Genomic DNA, 14,602 nt, shown 5'->3' on the forward strand with positions numbered 1-14,602 from the left:
GGGTGGGGGAGTCGACGTAGTAGGCGCGTGCCGTCGGGGCCGATGCCGTCGCGCGGGTTCAGCACGTAGCCGCACGGACCGGGTCATCGGCGCGCGTCGTCCTGCGCGCCGACTGGCTCGCGGGGTACCCGGCCGGTGCGGAACAGCGCGGCGATGGCGAGCAGCGCGGTGACCCCGAACGCGACCCGCAGCGCCTCCAGCCGCGCCTCCGCGTTGAGCGCGAGAACGTCATCGGCGACCGTCTCCGGAACCGTCGCGTCGGCCAGCGCCGACGCCAGCTGCGTATCGGAGAGAAACGGGACACCGGCCGCCAGTTCGGTGGTGGCGCGCTCCTGCACCGACGCGGGTACCGCGGGATCGTCGCGCAACCCCGCCATGACCCAGGTGCTCAAGGTGGCGATGAGCACCGACCCGACCAGCGCCGTACCGAGCGAGGCGCCGAGGTTGGTCGCCGTGTTCTGCAGGCCGCCGACCTCGGCGCTGCGCGAATCGGGGACCGCCGAGACCGTGACGGCGCCGAGCTGGGAGGCCAGCGCGCCCAGCCCGAAGCCCATCAGCACCATCGGCACCGCCACCACACCGGCCGCGGCGCCCGGGTCCATCCCGGCCGCGAGCAACAGAATGCCGATGATCATGGAGGTCAGCCCGAATCGCACGACCCGCCGCGGGCTCGCCCGCGGCCGGAGCGCGGGGATCCCGGCCGCGGCCAGCAGCAGCGCCACCGACAGCGGAACGAGCCGGAGCCCGGTCTGCAGCGCGTTCAGCTCGAGCACGACGGACAGGAACAGCGGCACGGTGAAGAAGACCGCCGCCTGCACGGTGAACTGGGCGAAGAACATACTCAGCCCGCCGGTGAGCCGGCGATTGTCCAGAATCCCGGGATCGAGCAGCGGTTCACCGCCCGTCGCGGCCAGGTGGGTTTCCCAGCGCAGGAACCCGAAGAGCGTCAGCAGCCCGCCCACCAGCAGCCACAGCACCGGCGAGAGCCCGAGCAACTCCGGGCCACCGGCCTCGGGTCTGATCCAGCCCCATTCGCCCGAGCGCAGCACGCCGAACACCAGCATGCCCAGGCTCACCACCGACAGCGCCGACCCGACCAGGTCGAGCCGGGTCTTCGCGGCCGGGACATCGCGGATCCGGCCGAGCGCGAGCAGGATCGGGACGACGAGCACCACTTCGCCGACGAAGACGTAGCGCCAGGAGGCGAAGGTGGTCACCGCGCCGCCGATCAGCGGTCCGGCCGCCACCGCCATCGCCCCGGACGCCGCCACCAGACCGTAGGCGGCGGGCCGCCGCTCCGGCGGGAAGTTCGCGGCGACCAGGGCGACGATCGCGGGCATGATCAGCGCGGCGCCCATGCCCTCCAGCAGCGACCAGCCGATCAGCAGCACCGGCAGATTCGGCGCGGTGGCGGTGACGAGCGAGCCCGCGCCGTAGACGACCAGGCCGAGCGCGAACGCCCGCCGCCTGCCCATGATCGTCCCCAGCTTGCCACCGGTGATCATGAGCGTCGCCATGACCAGGGTGTAGAGCGTGATGGCCGTCTGGATGCCGGTGATCGGCGTTCCCAGATCCTCGGCCACCGTCGCCATGGACACGTTCATCACCGAGCTGTCCAGCGTCATCAGGAACTGACTCGCCGCGAGCACGGTCAAGACCAGCCCCGACCCCGCGACCACCGCGGGTTTGCCGTTCGCGTCCATCACACCGCTCCTCCGAGTTCTTCCGCGTCGGACCCCCGGGTGTGCGATCCGGCCGTCGTCGATCGCCCGGCACAGCTCGGCGTGATCGCGTTCGTTCCGGTCGGCGTAGGACTCGCCGAATCGGTGAGCGCCTCGTCGAATCCGGCCTGGAGGAGCAGCGGAAATGGCCTGGTCCTCCGGTCAGGTCACCACCTCGGGTGGGTCCGGCTCCCAGCCTTTGCGGCGGCGTCCGGGCCCACCTCCCCCGAAACGGGTGAGATCGGCTGAATGGTGGCGGAGCGGGACTGCTCGCCGGCCCGGAGCGACCGCATCCGGCGATATCGCCGGGTCGGTGCGGGCCGGCAGTCCGGTCACCGTGGCCGGCGATCCGGGCGAGAGCGCGCGTGCCAGGTCATGGGTTGTGCTCGATGCGGCGCAGGGCGAGTAGTTCGTCGCCGGCCCGGATGCGGGTGCCGGGGTCGCCGACCCGGTGCAGGTGCTGGTCGCGCACGATGCCGAGGACCAGCTCGGGCAGTTCGCGGGCGTCGCGGCCGATGTCATCGGGGCGGGCGGGGCGCTGGGCGAGGGCGAACCCGGATTCGGGGGTGAGCATGTCCTCGATGAGGTCGACCACCCGCGGGGTGGTGCGCGCGACGCCGAGCAGCCGCCCGGTGGTCTGGGAGGTGACCACGACGGTGTCGGCGCCGCAGCGGCGCAGCAGTCCAGCGTTCCCGGCTTCGCGAACGGCTGCGGTGATCCGGGCCCGCGGGGCGTGGTGGCGGGCGGTGAGGGTGGCCAGCACGGCGGTGTCGTCGCGGCCGGTGGCGACAACGACCGCACCCGCGCGGTGGACCGCGGCCAGGCGCAGCACCTGGGACTCGGTGGCCGAGCCGTGCAGGGTGATCAGCCCGCGGGCGGCGGCGGCATCGCATGCGCCGAGGTCGGTGTCGACCACGACGATCCGATCCGGCGGGTAGCCCTCGCCGGCCAGCGCATCGACGGCGGCGCGGCCTTTGGTTCCGTACCCGATGACGACGACATGGTCGCCGGCTCGGCGTCGCCAGCGCTGAATCCGCATGGCTTGCCGGGAGTCCTCGGTGAGCGCGGCCAGGGTCGTGCCGACCAGCACGATCAGGAAGAACACCCGCAGCGGGGTGATCACCGCGATGTTGACCAGGCGCGCTTGCGCGGTGATCGGGGCGATGTCGCCGTAGCCGGTCGTCGACAGCGAGACCGTGGCGTAGTAGACGGCATCGAGCAGCGAAACCGTGCCGTCGTGGGAATCGGTGTAGCCGTCGCGGTCGAGGTAGACCACCAGCACGGCTGTCGCCAGCGCGGCGATCGCGTACCCGATACGGGTGATGATGGCCCGCACCGGGTGCACCGGCAGTTGCGGGATGCGCAGGATTCCGACCTGTCCGAAACCGCGGCGGAGGGCCGGGGAATCGGCGCGCGGCGCCCGCTTCACCCGCGTGGCCGCGAGTGGGCGGTCGTGCGGGGATCACGACGCGCGGTGGCCTGCTCGGTGAGCAGTTCGTGCCCGTAGCCGGGGCAATCGCTGAAAAGCGCTGCCACCACCGTGTCGTTGCCGACCGGCGGCTCGGGGATACGGGCGAGGGCCCAGGCGAGCCAGATACTGTGCGCGCGGAGTGTCCAGAGCGCGCAGTCGCTGTGGTCGAACCGGGCCAGGGCGCAGCGCCGCAGCGGGCGTTCGCCGGTGACCGGTTGCTGGGCCAGGGGAAGCACCGCGTTGTCGCCGCTGATCAGAGCGTTGGTGAGCCCGCTGCACAGCACGCGGCCGGGGATCGGGCTCGCGTGGTCGGCGGTGAGCGCGGTGGCGATGGAGCCGACGTCGCTGAGCCGGCCGGTGCGCCAGGCGTCGTGCACGCGGCCGAGCAGGTGGTCGCGGGTCTCGGGTGCGGCGGGGATCTCGATCCTGTGGCGGCGCAGGGATCGCAGCAGGGTGCGGGCCGGGGCGGGGTCAGTGATCACGGCCGTTGGTGGACATCGGGGATCCCGTCGTGGTCGTCGTCGCGTTCGTGTGCGTCGCGGATGGCGCGGTGGGCGCGGTTGCGGATCGTGAGCAGGATCGCGGCCAGGAGTACGGCGATGGCGGTGGCGAGGAAGACGCCGACCCGCGCGTGGTCGGCGACGAGGGGGTCGTCGTAGGCCAGGCCGGCGATGAGCAGCGAGACGGTGAAACCGATTCCGGCCAGCAAGCCGATGGCGAGGACGTCGATCCAGGCCAGGTCGTCGTCGAGCCGGGAGCGGGTGAACCGGGCCACGAGGTAGGTCGTGAGCGTGATGCCGGCCGCCTTGCCCAGGACCAGGCCGGCGATGATGCCGAGTACGACCGGGTCGGTGAGCGCGGCGGTGAAGGCGGTGACCCCGCCCAGGTGCACGCCGGCGGCGAAGAACGCGAACACCGGTACCGCGATGCCCGCGGAGAGCGGGCGGATGCGGTGTTCGAACCGCTGCGCCGGCCCGTGCTCGCCCCCGGCGCCGGTGGCGTGGCCGGCCAGGACCGGGACCGACAGGCCGAGCAGTACGCCGGCCACCGTGGCGTGGACTCCGGAGGCGTGCACCAGCCCCCAGGTGAGCAGCGCGGCGGGCAGCAACAGCCACACCGTCGGCGCGCGGCGCGCGGCCAGGGTGAACACCGCCAGCGGGATGGCGGCCGCGGCCAGGTAGCCGAGGTGCAGGTCGTCGGTGTAGAAGACGGCGATCACGGTGACGGCGAGCAGGTCGTCGACCACGGCGAGCGTGAGCAGGAAGGTGCGTAGCGCGGCCGGGAGCTGAGATCCGAGTACGGCCAGCACGGCCAGGGCGAAGGCGATATCGGTGGCGGTGGGAATCGCCCACCCGGACAACGCGTCGCTGTTTCGGGCGTTGATCGCGACGAAGATGAGCGCCGGTGCCACCATGCCGCCGACGGCGGCGGCGATGGGCAGCGCCGCACGGGCGGGATCGCGCAGATCGCCCGCGACGAATTCCCGTTTGAGTTCCAGGCCGACGACGAAGAAGAAGATCGCCAGCAGTCCGTCGGCGGCCCACGTACCCAGGCTGAGGTCCAGGTGCAGCGACGCGGGGCCGATCTGCAACTCCCGTAGCCGGTCGTACCCCGCCGACCAGGGCGAGTTCGCCCACAGCAAGCCGATGATCGCGGCGCCGATCAGCAGCAGCCCACCGGCGGTCTCGGTTCGCAGCACCGTCGCCAGGCGCTGGGTCTCGGTCCACGATCCGGGCCGTAGCAGTCGCGGCGGCGCGCTCATCGGCGTCTCGCGCAGCTGGGTAGCCGGGCGGTGCCCGGCGGGGAGGGAGTGGGTGACATGAGCGGTCCTGTCGTCGGCGAACCTGCCCGGTTCCCGGGCCAGGTGCCGACCAGACTTCCCGGCTCTCCGCCGCTTACTCTGCCCGAGTCCCCCGGCACCCGCAAATCGTCGTGCTCACCGGTGCGGGCCGCCGGCACCCGGACCGGGGTCGTCGGAGCGGAAACGGCTGCCGCGATAGCGGGCGACCGCGGCCGTGCCGAGGAATCCGGCCAGCGACAGCGCCACGAGGGCCGGAATGAGCGAGGTGTCGCCGGTGGCGACCACCCGGACCGCGAGCCCGGCCACCACCGTGGCGACCAGGCAGTCCACGGCTACGACCCGATCGAGCACATCGGGCCCGGCCAGCAGCCGGTAGCAGGTCAGCACCGCTGCCGCGCTGAGCAGTACCGCGGCGATCACGACGACGACGGTCATCGGCTGATCCCGGCGGCGCTGGTCTGGATCCCGGTCCCAGCGCGTACGGAACTGCCCGTCGCTACGGGGGTCGCACAGGCCGCGCCGAACGGCCGCGACCGGCTCGGGGAGTCCGGGCTGCGTTCGAACGCCGACCACGCCCCGTTCGGCGGGCGGTGGTGGATCAACCACCGGAACGACGCACGGTCGAGCGGACACGATCGACACACCACAGGACTCCCTGGCTCAGCACGACTACCACTTCGCCGACCAGGCTTCCCGGCACACCGCCGCACACTTTAGCGACCCGGTTCGGGATTCGCGCGGCCGGTGGCTGGTCCGGGGTGTCGATCAGCTCAGGTGGGCGGTGATCGCCGGGACGGCCTCCACCGGGTGCCTGGCCGCGAGCGGCAGTTCGCGCCGGTGGTATTCCCAGGCGGGGTGGCGCCGGTGCAGTATCCCCATCAGCAGGCCGGAGACCGGGCCGGCGGTTGCCAGGTCATAGCGGTTCAGCTCACGATCGGTGGTGCCGTCGAGCAGTCGGCAGAAGGCGTTGTCGATCTCGGGGAAGGTCTGGCCGGTGTAGCAGGTGACCAGCAGGGCGATCGCGTCGACGTGCGCGCCGAGGCGGGTCAGGTCGATGGTGATGACCTCGTTGTCGCCCTTGCCCTCACCGGTGGTGCTGTCGCCGTGGTGGCGCACGGCGCCGTCGCTGGAGGTGAGCTGCTCGTGGTAGACCGCGTCCACCAGTGTCCGATCGGCGTAGAGCAGGGCCGAGGCGTTGAGGTCGACGTCGCGGCTGCGGGATCCGAACCTGGTGCGCCGCACCGGATCCCAGCCCACCGCCAGCTTGACGTACTGCACCGCGCCGGACTGATCCATCAATCGCATCGTCGTCTCCCCTCCAGCAAGCGACCGGTCCGCGAACCGGTCGGCGCCACCGTGCTCCCCGGCCCAGCCTAGCCCGCGACACCCGCCGACCGGAGCACCGCGGCCGGCCCTTCCGCCGGGGCGGTGCGAGGAGTACCTTTCATTGCAGGTGCGCCGGGAAGTCTGGTCGGCAATGTCGTATTCGCCGTCCCGGAAAGGGTTTTCCGATGGTCACCGCCGCCGCGCCGCCCCCGCGCGCCCTCGACACCGATCCCGCTGTCGCGATCCAGAACCTGTCCAAACGCTTCGGTGCCACCCTGGCCGTCGACGACCTCACCCTCGAGGTGCGCCCCGGGGAGGTGTTCGGGTTTCTCGGGCCCAACGGTGCCGGGAAGTCCACCACGATCCGGTGCCTGCTCGGGATGATCCGCCCCGGTATCGGCAGCGTCCGGGTCTTCGGCGACGATGCCGCCGATGTGCGCCGCGCGCACCGCCACCTGGCCTACGTCCCCGCCGACGTGGCGCTGTGGCCGGCGCTGACCGGCGCGGAGATCCTGCACCTGATCGCCGCCACCGGCCCCGGCGCCGACCCGGGCTACCGAGCCGAGCTGATCGAGCGCTTCGCCCTCGACACCGGCAAACCGGCCAAGACCTACTCCACCGGCAACCGGCAGAAGGTCGCGCTGATCGCCGCTTTCGCCTCCCGCGCCCCGCTGCTGGTACTCGACGAACCGACCAGCGGCCTGGACCCACTGATGGAGCACCAATTCCGCGCATGTGTCGAACAGGCCCGCGAACGCGGGCAGACCGTGTTCCTGAGCTCGCACCAGCTCGGTGAGGTCGAAGCCCTCTGCGATCGGGTGGCGATCCTGCGCGCCGGACGGCTCGTGCAGATCGCCACCCTGGCCGAACTGCGCCGGCTGCATCGCAGCGTTGTCGAGATCATCTACGACGACCGGCCACCCGCACTCGCCGGTGTCGAGGGCGTGGAATCGGTCGAGACCCTCGATACACACCGGCTGCGGTTCACCCTGACCGGAACCGCGGCCCCGGCCCTGCGCGTCCTGGCCGACGCCGGCGTCACGAGCCTGTCCTCGCGCGAGCCCAGCCTGGAAGAGATCTTCCTCGGCTACTACGGGCAGGCCGCGCGGTGACCACCACGGCCACCGCACCGCTCGTCCCCTCGATGCCGGGGCGAGCGGTGAGCAGGCTGACCCTGCGCCAGACCCGGCGCGGCGCGCTGATCGTGGCCGCGGCGGCGACCGGGCTCTCGACGATGGTCGCGGTGCAGTACCGCACCACCTTCGCCGACCAGCTCAGCGGCGACAGCATCCGGGCCCTGGCCGAGAATCCCGCCGTGCGCGTGTTGTTCGGGCCCGCGCTGGCGCTCGACGACCCCGGCGGATTCACCGTCTGGCGCACCGGAACCCCGGTGCTGGTGCTGTGCGGGGTGTGGGCCCTGCTGACCGCCACCCGCCTGACCCGCGGCCAGGAAGAGACCGGCCAGGCGGAGCTGCTGCTCGCCGGACGGCTGCGCGCGCTCGATCTGCCCGCCCGCGCCTCGACCGTGCTCGCGGCGATCGCGGCCGGAATCGCCGCTTGCGTCGGTGCCGGGCTGATCGCGGCCGGTACCGACCCCCACGGTGCGGTGCTGTACGCATTGTGTGTGCTGGGCACCACCGTCACCTTCGCCGGGGTGGGGATGCTGGCTGGGCAGCTGGCACCCACGCGGGCCGCGGCGAGCGGGCTGGCGAGCGCGGTGCTCGCGGCGAGCCTGCTGGCCCGGATGATCGCCGACGGAGTGCCGGCCCTGGCCTCGGCGGGGTGGCTGACCCCGTTCGGGCTGGCCGGGCACGTCGCCCCCTACGCCGAGAACCGCCCGGCCCCGCTGCTCGTGCTCGCCGTGCTCGCGGTCGCGCCCGCCGCGGCAGCCCTGGCGGTGGCCGCGCACCGCGACCTCGGCGCCGCACCGATCGCGCGCACCCGCAGCCGCGCACCCCGCACCCGGCTGCTCGGCTCCCCGGCCGGATTCGCGCTGCGCCGCGCGATCGCCCCGACGCTGGGCTGGGCCGCGGGGATCGGCGCCTACTTCCTGCTCGTCGGCGCGATGACCGCCTCGATCCTGGAATTCTTCGACACCGACTCCGCCTTCACCGACCTGGCCGCCACCGCCGGATTCGGCGGGCTGTCCACCGCGACCGGCTTCGCCGCCGCCCTGCTGACCATCCTGGCCATCCCCGCCGGGCTCTACACCGCCGGGCGCGTCGCGGCGATGGCCGCGGAGGAGAAGGCACGCCGCTTCACCGCCCTGCACGCCGGGCCCACCACCCGCCTGCGGCTCGCCGGCGCCGAGATCGCCGTCACCACGGCAGGTCTGGCGGTCGTGCTGCTCGCGGCCGCGGTGAGTATGTGGGTCGGTGCCCGGCTCACCGGCGCACCGCTGACCCTGACCGACACCCTCACCGGCGCCGCGAACATCGCACCCGTGGCCCTGCTCGGCCTCGGCGCGGCCACCCTGGCCCTGGGCTGGTACCCCGACACTGTCGCCGCCATCGGCGCCCTCCCGGTCGCGGGCGGCTTCCTGCTCGACGTCATCGCCCACAGCACCGGCGCCCCCACCTGGATCGCCGAGCTGTCGCCCTTCGCCCACCTCGCCGCCGTCCCCGACACCCCACCCGACTGGATTGCCACCCTCGCCCTCACCGCGATCGCCGCCCTGCTGACCCTGCTCGGGCTGGCGGGCTACCAGCGCCGCGACCTCACCGGATGAAGGTAGCCGGCCGCGCCGAGCGCCGGCGGCAGGATTCCACACCGCGAACCGGGAGGACCCCGGGTTCGGCGGGATGCGGAGCATGCCGAGCATCGATGATGCTCACCCGGAACTGCCCATCGGGGCCCTCCCGCTCAACTCGCGTGCGAGTTCGGCGCGGATCTCGGTGATGTAGGCCTCGGGATCGGAGCGGATACGGGTGATGACTCGCTCCAGTGGCCGGGCCCGCGGCTCGTGCTCCATGCTCCACAACGCCATCTCGAACAGCACCGGCAGCGCGTCCACAGCTCGCTCGGTCGGGACGTAGTGAACCTGGTTGCGTTCGCCGTTGCCTACTCGCGCCACCAGGTCCGAGGCTTCGAGGCGCTTGAGCCGGTCCAGGAGCACGCTGGTGGAGATCCGTTCGGCGGAGTCGAGGAACTCGGCCGGGCGCCGCTTGCCGACCAGCAGCATGTCGCGCAGCACCAGCAATGTCCACGGATCGCCGAACACCTCGAGGAACATGTTCATCGGGCAGGTCGATTTTCCTACCGAGCGCTTCATGCCTCCAGCATAGCGGCAACATTTGCATTATCGAAATGTTAGCGTTAGGGTCGGTCGGCCCGGTCTTCGAACGAGTTTTCGAGCCAGGCGAAGCGACGCTCTCCCCCTAGCACTCGAACCGAGGAATCCGCATGCGCCAGAACGTGATCGACACCGTCTCCGCGATGACCGCCGCGCTCGAACGCGGTGATATCGACACCGTCATGTCCTTCTACGCCGACGACGCGGTCGTGGCGTTCGAACCCGGCGAACCCGTCGGTGGCGAGCAGCAGTTGCGGACCGGGTTCGCGGCCTTCGCCGCGGTGCACCCCGATTTCCGCTACGACCACGGACACGAGGTCATGATCACCGGCGATATCGCCGTGCACATCGCACCGTGGACGATGAACGGCACCGCTCCCGACGGCACCCCGGTCGCCCAGAGCGGATTGTCGGTGGCGACTCTGCGTCGCCAGGTCGACGGCGGCTGGAAGATCGTGCTCGACAACCCCTTCGGCGCTCGCCTCGTACCCTGATCAACCCGGGCGGTCGGCAACGCCGCGCATCGGTGCGGGGAGGATCGAAGCCGAGGTATCGGAGGTCGTCCATCGCCTCCGGGGCCTGGTGTGCGCCCCGGCAGCCGGTGCGAACCTGCGCGTCGCGTACCCGTCAGGTGCGGGTGGCCTGCAACTCGGCCACCAGTTCCCGCACCCGATGCTGGATCTGGTCGCGGATGGGGCGTACGGCGTCGATGCCCTTGCCCGCGGGGTCGTCGAGTTTCCAGTCGCGGTAGGTGGTGCCGGGCAGCACCGGGCAGGCGTCACCGCAGCCCATGGTGATGACGACGTCGGCGGCCTCGACCGCGGCGTAGGTGAGCTTGGCCGGGGTCCGGCCGGTGAGGTCGATGCCGAGTTCGGCCATGGCGTCGACCGCCGCGGGGTTGACCCGGTCGGCGGGGTCGCTTCCGGCGGAGGCGGCGTCGATGGCGTCACCGGCGAGGTGGGTGAGGAAGGCGGCGGCCATCTGGGAGCGTCCGGCATTGTGGATACAGACGAACAGGACGGTGGGCTTGCCGGAAGTCATTGCGGTGAGGTGCCTTTCAGGTGGGCGAATTCGGCGAGCAGTGTCCGGACGCGGGTTGCGATGTCGTCGCGGATCAGGCGCATGCGTTCGATGCCGTCGATGCCGCGGTGGGAGGGTTCGTCGGTGTCCCATACCTCGACGGTGACTCCGGGTGGTGGGTCGAGGTGGGCTTCGCGGCCCAGGACGACGATCCGATCGGCGGTCGCGGCGATGGCGGGGTCGACAGGTTTGGGGTGCTCGCCCTCGACGTCGGCGCCGACCTCTTCGAGGACCTGGACCGAGAGGGGGTTGAGCACCGTGCCGGGGTCGGTGCCCGCGGAGTGCACGCGGACCGGTCCGGGTCCGGCTCGGCGGAGCAAGGCGGCGGCCATCTGGGATTTGCCGCTGTTGCGCACGCAGATGAACAGCACCGTCGGCGTGGTCACGGCCGGGTGGCTCCGGTCGCGGCGCTCTCGCTGCGGAAGCGTTTGCGCAGGGCGAGGGAGACATAGACCAGACCGACCAGGACGGGAACCTCGATGAGTGGCCCGACGACTCCGGCCAGGGCTTGGCCGGAGGCGGCGCCGTAGGTGGCGATGGCGACGGCGATGGCGAGTTCGAAGTTGTTGCCCGCCGCGGTGAAGGCCAGCGTGGTGGTCCGGGCGTAGCCGAGACCCATGGCCGCGCCGAGGGCGTAGCCGCCACCCCACATGAGCGCGAAGTAGACCAGCAGCGGGAGCGCGATCCGCACGACGTCGAGGGGCTGGTCGATGATCCGCTCGCCTTGCAGGGCGAACAGGATGACGATCGTGAACAGCAGCCCGTACAGCGCCCACGGGCCGAGCTTCGGCAGCAGCCGGGTCTCGTACCAGTCGCGGCCCTTGGCGCGTTCACCGAGGCGCCGGGTGAGGTAGCCCGCGGCCAGGGGGATGCCGAGGAAGATCAGTACCGACTTCGCGATCTGCCACGGCGAGGCGTCGATGCCTGCCTGCTCGAGGCCGAGCCAGCCGGGCAGGACCGCGAGGTAGAACCAGCCGAGCACGGCGAACATGATCACCTGGAACACCGAGTTCAAGGCGACCAGCACGGCGGCGGCTTCGCGGTCACCGCAGGCGAGGTCGTTCCAGATGATGACCATGGCGATGCAGCGGGCGAGCCCGACGATGATCAGCCCGGTCCGGTATTCGGGCAGGTCGGGCAGGAAGATCCAGGCCAGGGCGAACATCAGCGCGGGGCCGAGCAGCCAGTTCAGTACCAGTGAGCCGGCCAGCAGGCGGCGGTCGCCGGTGACGGTGTCGAGCCGGTCGTAGCGGACCTTGGCCAGTACCGGGTACATCATGATCAGCAGCCCGATCGCGATGGGCAGGGAGATGCCGTCGATCTCGATCGCGCTCAGAGCGTCGCCGAGGCCGGGGATCAGGCGGCCGAGTAGCAGCCCGGCGGCCATGGCCACACCGATCCAGACCGGCAGGAAGCGGTCCAGGGTCGAGAGTTTGCCGACGACCGCGGTCTCCCCGGCCGGTGTCGTGGTGGTCATGCCGGTACCGCCGCATCCGTGCCGGTGGTGTGGGCGTCGAGGATGCGCGAGATCCTGGCCATGGCCTCGGGCACGATCCGGTAGTACACCCAGGAGGCGCGGCGTTCGGATTCGAGCAGTCCGGCCTCGCGCAGCACCCTGAGGTGGTGGGAGATGGTCGGCTGGGAGACCTCGACCCCGGCGGAGATGTCGCACACGCACGCCTCCTGCCCGGCGCGCGAGGCGATCGAGCTGAGCAGTTGCAGCCGCACCGGGTCCGACAGGGCCCGGAACACGCTCGCCAGCTCGACCGCGGCGGCCGGGGTGAGGGGCTCGCGCACCAGCGGGGCGGCGGTGCACGCCTGGATCGGCGTGATCGGCAACGACTGTTTCGACATGTATCGATATTGACTACCATCGATGTCGAGGGCAAGCGAACACCCGGTGAACATCGGCCGGGCGGGGTCGGGTCCTGCCCACCCCGCGCCCGCGCCGATCGTCGGCGACGCACGTGCTGGAACTCCGAGGTCGGTGCCGCCGAGATGCTGCTCGGCCCTAGGATCGACGGGCCCGGCGAGTACGCGGACCGTACATCGGCGCGCGGTTCCACCGAACTCACCTGATCGGAAGTCCCATGAGTCACGGCGCACGCACCGCCCACGACATCGTGGCCGCCCAGCGCCGCATCCTCACCGTGCTGGTCGGTTCGCAGATCCTCAGTGGCGCGGGGCTCGCCGCCGGAATCACCGTCGGCGCGCTGCTGGCTCAGGACATGCTCGGCTCCACCGGCCTGGCCGGGCTGCCCACCGCCCTGTTCACTGCCGGGTCCGCGCTCGCCGCGATCGCGGTCGGGCGGCTCTCACACGCCCGCGGCCGCCGCATCGGCCTCGCCGCGGGCTACCTCACCGGGGCGATCGGCAGCGCCGCGGTGATCGCGGCCGCGGTCGCCGGCAATCCGGTGGCGCTCTTCGCGGCGTTGTTCGTCTACGGCGCGGGCAATGCGACCAACCTGCAGGCCCGCTACGCCGGAGCCGATCTGGCCGACCCCGCCCACCGCGGCCGCGCGGTCTCCACGGTGCTGGTCGCCACCACCGTCGGTGGTGTCCTCGGCCCCAATCTCGCCGCGCCCACCGGCAGCGTGGCCGAGCAGTTGTCGATCCCGTACCTGGCCGGTCCGTTCCTGCTGGCCGGGCTCGTCTACGCCGCCGCGGCAGCGGTGCTGGCCCTGTGGCTGCACCCGGACCCGCTGCTGACCGCCCGCGCGCTGGCCGCCGAGCCCGCGCCGGTCGCCGCGCCGATCCCTGCCACCGGCGCCGTCACCGGCCGCGGCGGAGTCGCGCTCGGCACGCTGGTGATGATCGTGACCCAGTCGGTCATGGTGGCGATCATGACCATGACCCCGGTCCACATGCACGACCACGGCCACGGCACCGCCGCGGCCGGATTCGTCATCGCCGTGCACGTGGGCGCGATGTACCTGCCGTCGCCGCTCTCGGGGCTGGCGGTGGACCGGCTGGGGCGCCTGGCCGTGGCCGCCGCCTCCGCGCTCACTCTGCTCGCCGCCGGTGTGCTCGCCGCGATCGCCCCGCCCGATTCGATCGCGCTGCTCGCTGTGGCGCTGGGGCTGCTGGGCTTGGGCTGGAACTTCGGCCTGGTCGCCGGTACCGCGATCATCGCCGACACCGTCCCGCTCGCCACCCGTGCCAAGACCCAGGGCCTGGTCGACGTCTGCATCGCCGTCGCCGGCGCCAGCGGCGGACTGGCCTCCGGCGCGGTCGCCGCCACCGCCGGCTACCCGGCCCTCACCCTGACCGGCGGCGTCCTCGCGCTGCTGATCCTGCCCGCCGTCCTCGCCAGCACCCGGCCCCACTGAACCGGTCTCGCGCGAAGCGGGATTCAGCGACGCCGAGGACGCGGGAGGCTACCGTGGCTGTCGCACCCGGCTCGACTCGGCGGATACTGCGCGCCACCGGAGCCGTCCAGCAGTGCGGTGCGCGAATCGTCGAATGGCTCTGGTGGACGCCGGGCCCAGGAGAACCGCTCAGCGGGCGGCGGGGGCGAGCGAGGCGATGGCCGCCCGCAGCTTGGCACCCGCCTCGGTGGCGACCGGCTCCAGCCCCGGCTCGGCGGTCACCTCCACCATGATCCGCGGGTCGAGCGCCTCGACGATCACCGCGTCGGCGTCGGCGGGGTCGCGGCGGACGACGACGTTGCAGGGCAGCAGCAGCCCGATCTGGCGGTCGACATCGAGGGCCCGCTGGGCCAGCGGCGGGTTGCAGGCGCCGAGGATCAGGTAGTCCTCCAGCTCGGCGCCGAGTTTGGCTCGCAGGGTCGCGCGCACGTCGATCTCGGTGAGGACGCCGAAACCCTGCTGCGCCAGCGCTTCCCGGGTGCGGGCGACGGCGTCGCCGAAATCGGTGTGGATCGTGGTGGACAGTCCCAGGTTCATCGGGTT

16 protein-coding genes are annotated in these 14,602 nt (G+C 72.0%); 4 read left to right on the top strand and 12 right to left on the bottom strand.

Going from position 1 to position 14,602, the window contains the following annotated elements:
• Window positions 1-83 precede the first annotated feature (83 nt).
• The 6 genes from ACFO0B_RS06000 to ACFO0B_RS06025 all read right to left on the bottom strand — a co-directional run bounded on the left by ACFO0B_RS06000 (window position 84) and on the right by ACFO0B_RS06025 (window position 6,298).
• On the bottom strand, window positions 84-1,703 hold the full coding sequence (locus ACFO0B_RS06000; RefSeq protein WP_378611285.1) for an MFS transporter: 1,620 nt from the start codon (window positions 1,701-1,703) through the stop codon (window positions 84-86).
• A 391-nt stretch (window positions 1,704-2,094) separates the two neighbouring features.
• On the bottom strand, window positions 2,095-3,150 hold the full coding sequence (locus ACFO0B_RS06005) for a potassium channel family protein (protein ID WP_378611286.1): 1,056 nt from the start codon (window positions 3,148-3,150) through the stop codon (window positions 2,095-2,097).
• A complete protein-coding gene (locus ACFO0B_RS06010; RefSeq protein WP_378611287.1) occupies window positions 3,147-3,674 on the bottom strand; it encodes a hypothetical protein in 528 nt (175 codons plus the stop codon). The genes ACFO0B_RS06005 and ACFO0B_RS06010 overlap by 4 nt, the downstream gene beginning before the upstream one ends.
• Window positions 3,671-4,954, bottom strand: a complete 1,284-nt coding sequence (gene nhaA, locus ACFO0B_RS06015; RefSeq protein WP_378611288.1) for a Na+/H+ antiporter NhaA — start codon at window positions 4,952-4,954, stop codon at window positions 3,671-3,673. The genes ACFO0B_RS06010 and nhaA overlap by 4 nt, the downstream gene beginning before the upstream one ends.
• A gap of 174 nt (window positions 4,955-5,128) precedes the next feature.
• Entirely contained in the window at window positions 5,129-5,428 is a 300-nt protein-coding gene (locus ACFO0B_RS06020) for a monovalent cation/H+ antiporter complex subunit F (RefSeq protein WP_378611289.1), read from the bottom strand.
• Between the two features lie 330 nt (window positions 5,429-5,758).
• Window positions 5,759-6,298, bottom strand: coding sequence for a TerD family protein (locus ACFO0B_RS06025; protein WP_378611290.1), 540 nt, complete (start codon window positions 6,296-6,298; stop codon window positions 5,759-5,761).
• 206 nt (window positions 6,299-6,504) lie between these two features.
• Here ACFO0B_RS06025 and ACFO0B_RS06030 point away from each other — a divergent pair, with 206 nt between their 5' ends.
• Window positions 6,505-7,431 (top strand): ABC transporter ATP-binding protein, encoded by a 927-nt coding sequence (locus ACFO0B_RS06030; RefSeq protein ID WP_378611291.1) that lies wholly within the window; start codon window positions 6,505-6,507, stop codon window positions 7,429-7,431.
• A complete protein-coding gene (locus tag ACFO0B_RS06035) occupies window positions 7,428-9,047 on the top strand; it encodes a polyketide antibiotic transporter (protein WP_378611292.1) in 1,620 nt (539 codons plus the stop codon). The genes ACFO0B_RS06030 and ACFO0B_RS06035 overlap by 4 nt, the downstream gene beginning before the upstream one ends.
• 102 nt (window positions 9,048-9,149) lie before the next feature.
• Here ACFO0B_RS06035 and ACFO0B_RS06040 read toward each other — a convergent pair whose 3' ends face one another.
• The gene (locus ACFO0B_RS06040; RefSeq protein ID WP_378611293.1) at window positions 9,150-9,551 is read right to left on the bottom strand and encodes a winged helix-turn-helix transcriptional regulator; all 402 of its coding nucleotides are present in this window, start codon (window positions 9,549-9,551) and stop codon (window positions 9,150-9,152) included.
• Window positions 9,552-9,721: 170 nt separating this feature from the next.
• Between ACFO0B_RS06040 and ACFO0B_RS06045 the strand changes: the two genes are divergently transcribed.
• On the top strand, window positions 9,722-10,105 hold the full coding sequence (locus tag ACFO0B_RS06045) for a YybH family protein (protein WP_378611294.1): 384 nt from the start codon (window positions 9,722-9,724) through the stop codon (window positions 10,103-10,105).
• Between the two features lie 133 nt (window positions 10,106-10,238).
• Here the strand turns inward: ACFO0B_RS06045 and ACFO0B_RS06050 are convergent, their stop codons facing one another.
• Genes ACFO0B_RS06050 through ACFO0B_RS06065 form a run of 4 tightly spaced genes read right to left on the bottom strand, consistent with a single transcriptional unit; the run spans window position 10,239 to window position 12,545 of the window.
• Window positions 10,239-10,652, bottom strand: a complete 414-nt coding sequence (locus ACFO0B_RS06050; RefSeq protein ID WP_378611295.1) for an arsenate reductase ArsC — start codon at window positions 10,650-10,652, stop codon at window positions 10,239-10,241.
• A complete protein-coding gene (locus ACFO0B_RS06055; protein ID WP_378611296.1) occupies window positions 10,649-11,077 on the bottom strand; it encodes an arsenate-mycothiol transferase ArsC in 429 nt (142 codons plus the stop codon). The genes ACFO0B_RS06050 and ACFO0B_RS06055 overlap by 4 nt, the downstream gene beginning before the upstream one ends.
• On the bottom strand, window positions 11,074-12,168 hold the full coding sequence (arsB, locus tag ACFO0B_RS06060) for an ACR3 family arsenite efflux transporter (RefSeq protein WP_378611297.1): 1,095 nt from the start codon (window positions 12,166-12,168) through the stop codon (window positions 11,074-11,076). Before arsB ends, ACFO0B_RS06055 begins: the two co-directional genes overlap by 4 nt.
• A complete protein-coding gene (locus tag ACFO0B_RS06065) occupies window positions 12,165-12,545 on the bottom strand; it encodes an ArsR/SmtB family transcription factor (protein ID WP_378611298.1) in 381 nt (126 codons plus the stop codon). Before ACFO0B_RS06065 ends, arsB begins: the two co-directional genes overlap by 4 nt.
• A gap of 236 nt (window positions 12,546-12,781) precedes the next feature.
• Between ACFO0B_RS06065 and ACFO0B_RS06070 the strand changes: the two genes are divergently transcribed.
• Window positions 12,782-14,020 (top strand): MFS transporter, encoded by a 1,239-nt coding sequence (locus ACFO0B_RS06070; protein ID WP_378611299.1) that lies wholly within the window; start codon window positions 12,782-12,784, stop codon window positions 14,018-14,020.
• Window positions 14,021-14,188: 168 nt separating this feature from the next.
• Here ACFO0B_RS06070 and ACFO0B_RS06075 read toward each other — a convergent pair whose 3' ends face one another.
• Window positions 14,189-14,596, bottom strand: coding sequence for a DUF302 domain-containing protein (locus tag ACFO0B_RS06075; protein WP_378611300.1), 408 nt, complete (start codon window positions 14,594-14,596; stop codon window positions 14,189-14,191).
• Window positions 14,597-14,602: the final 6 nt, after the last annotated feature.

Source organism: Nocardia jiangsuensis, from assembly GCF_042650385.1.
Classification (GTDB): domain Bacteria; phylum Actinomycetota; class Actinomycetes; order Mycobacteriales; family Mycobacteriaceae; genus Nocardia; species Nocardia jiangsuensis.

Bases quoted from the DNA above. Each gene is read 5' to 3' on its own strand.
- ACFO0B_RS06000 (WP_378611285.1), bottom strand. From the start codon at position 1,703: ATGGACGCGAACGGCAAACCCGCGGTGGTCGCGGGGTCGGGGCTGGTC.
- nhaA (WP_378611288.1), bottom strand. From the start codon at position 4,954: ATGAGCGCGCCGCCGCGACTGCTACGGCCCGGATCGTGGACCGAGACC.
- ACFO0B_RS06020 (WP_378611289.1), bottom strand. From the start codon at position 5,428: ATGACCGTCGTCGTCGTGATCGCCGCGGTACTGCTCAGCGCGGCAGCG.
- ACFO0B_RS06025 (WP_378611290.1), bottom strand. From the start codon at position 6,298: ATGCGATTGATGGATCAGTCCGGCGCGGTGCAGTACGTCAAGCTGGCG.
- ACFO0B_RS06030 (WP_378611291.1), top strand. From the start codon at position 6,505: ATGGTCACCGCCGCCGCGCCGCCCCCGCGCGCCCTCGACACCGATCCC.
- ACFO0B_RS06040 (WP_378611293.1), bottom strand. From the start codon at position 9,551: ATGTTCCTCGAGGTGTTCGGCGATCCGTGGACATTGCTGGTGCTGCGC.
- ACFO0B_RS06045 (WP_378611294.1), top strand. From the start codon at position 9,722: ATGCGCCAGAACGTGATCGACACCGTCTCCGCGATGACCGCCGCGCTC.
- ACFO0B_RS06050 (WP_378611295.1), bottom strand. From the start codon at position 10,652: ATGACTTCCGGCAAGCCCACCGTCCTGTTCGTCTGTATCCACAATGCC.
- arsB (WP_378611297.1), bottom strand. From the start codon at position 12,168: ATGACCACCACGACACCGGCCGGGGAGACCGCGGTCGTCGGCAAACTC.
- ACFO0B_RS06065 (WP_378611298.1), bottom strand. From the start codon at position 12,545: ATGTCGAAACAGTCGTTGCCGATCACGCCGATCCAGGCGTGCACCGCC.
- ACFO0B_RS06070 (WP_378611299.1), top strand. From the start codon at position 12,782: ATGAGTCACGGCGCACGCACCGCCCACGACATCGTGGCCGCCCAGCGC.
- ACFO0B_RS06075 (WP_378611300.1), bottom strand. From the start codon at position 14,596: ATGAACCTGGGACTGTCCACCACGATCCACACCGATTTCGGCGACGCC.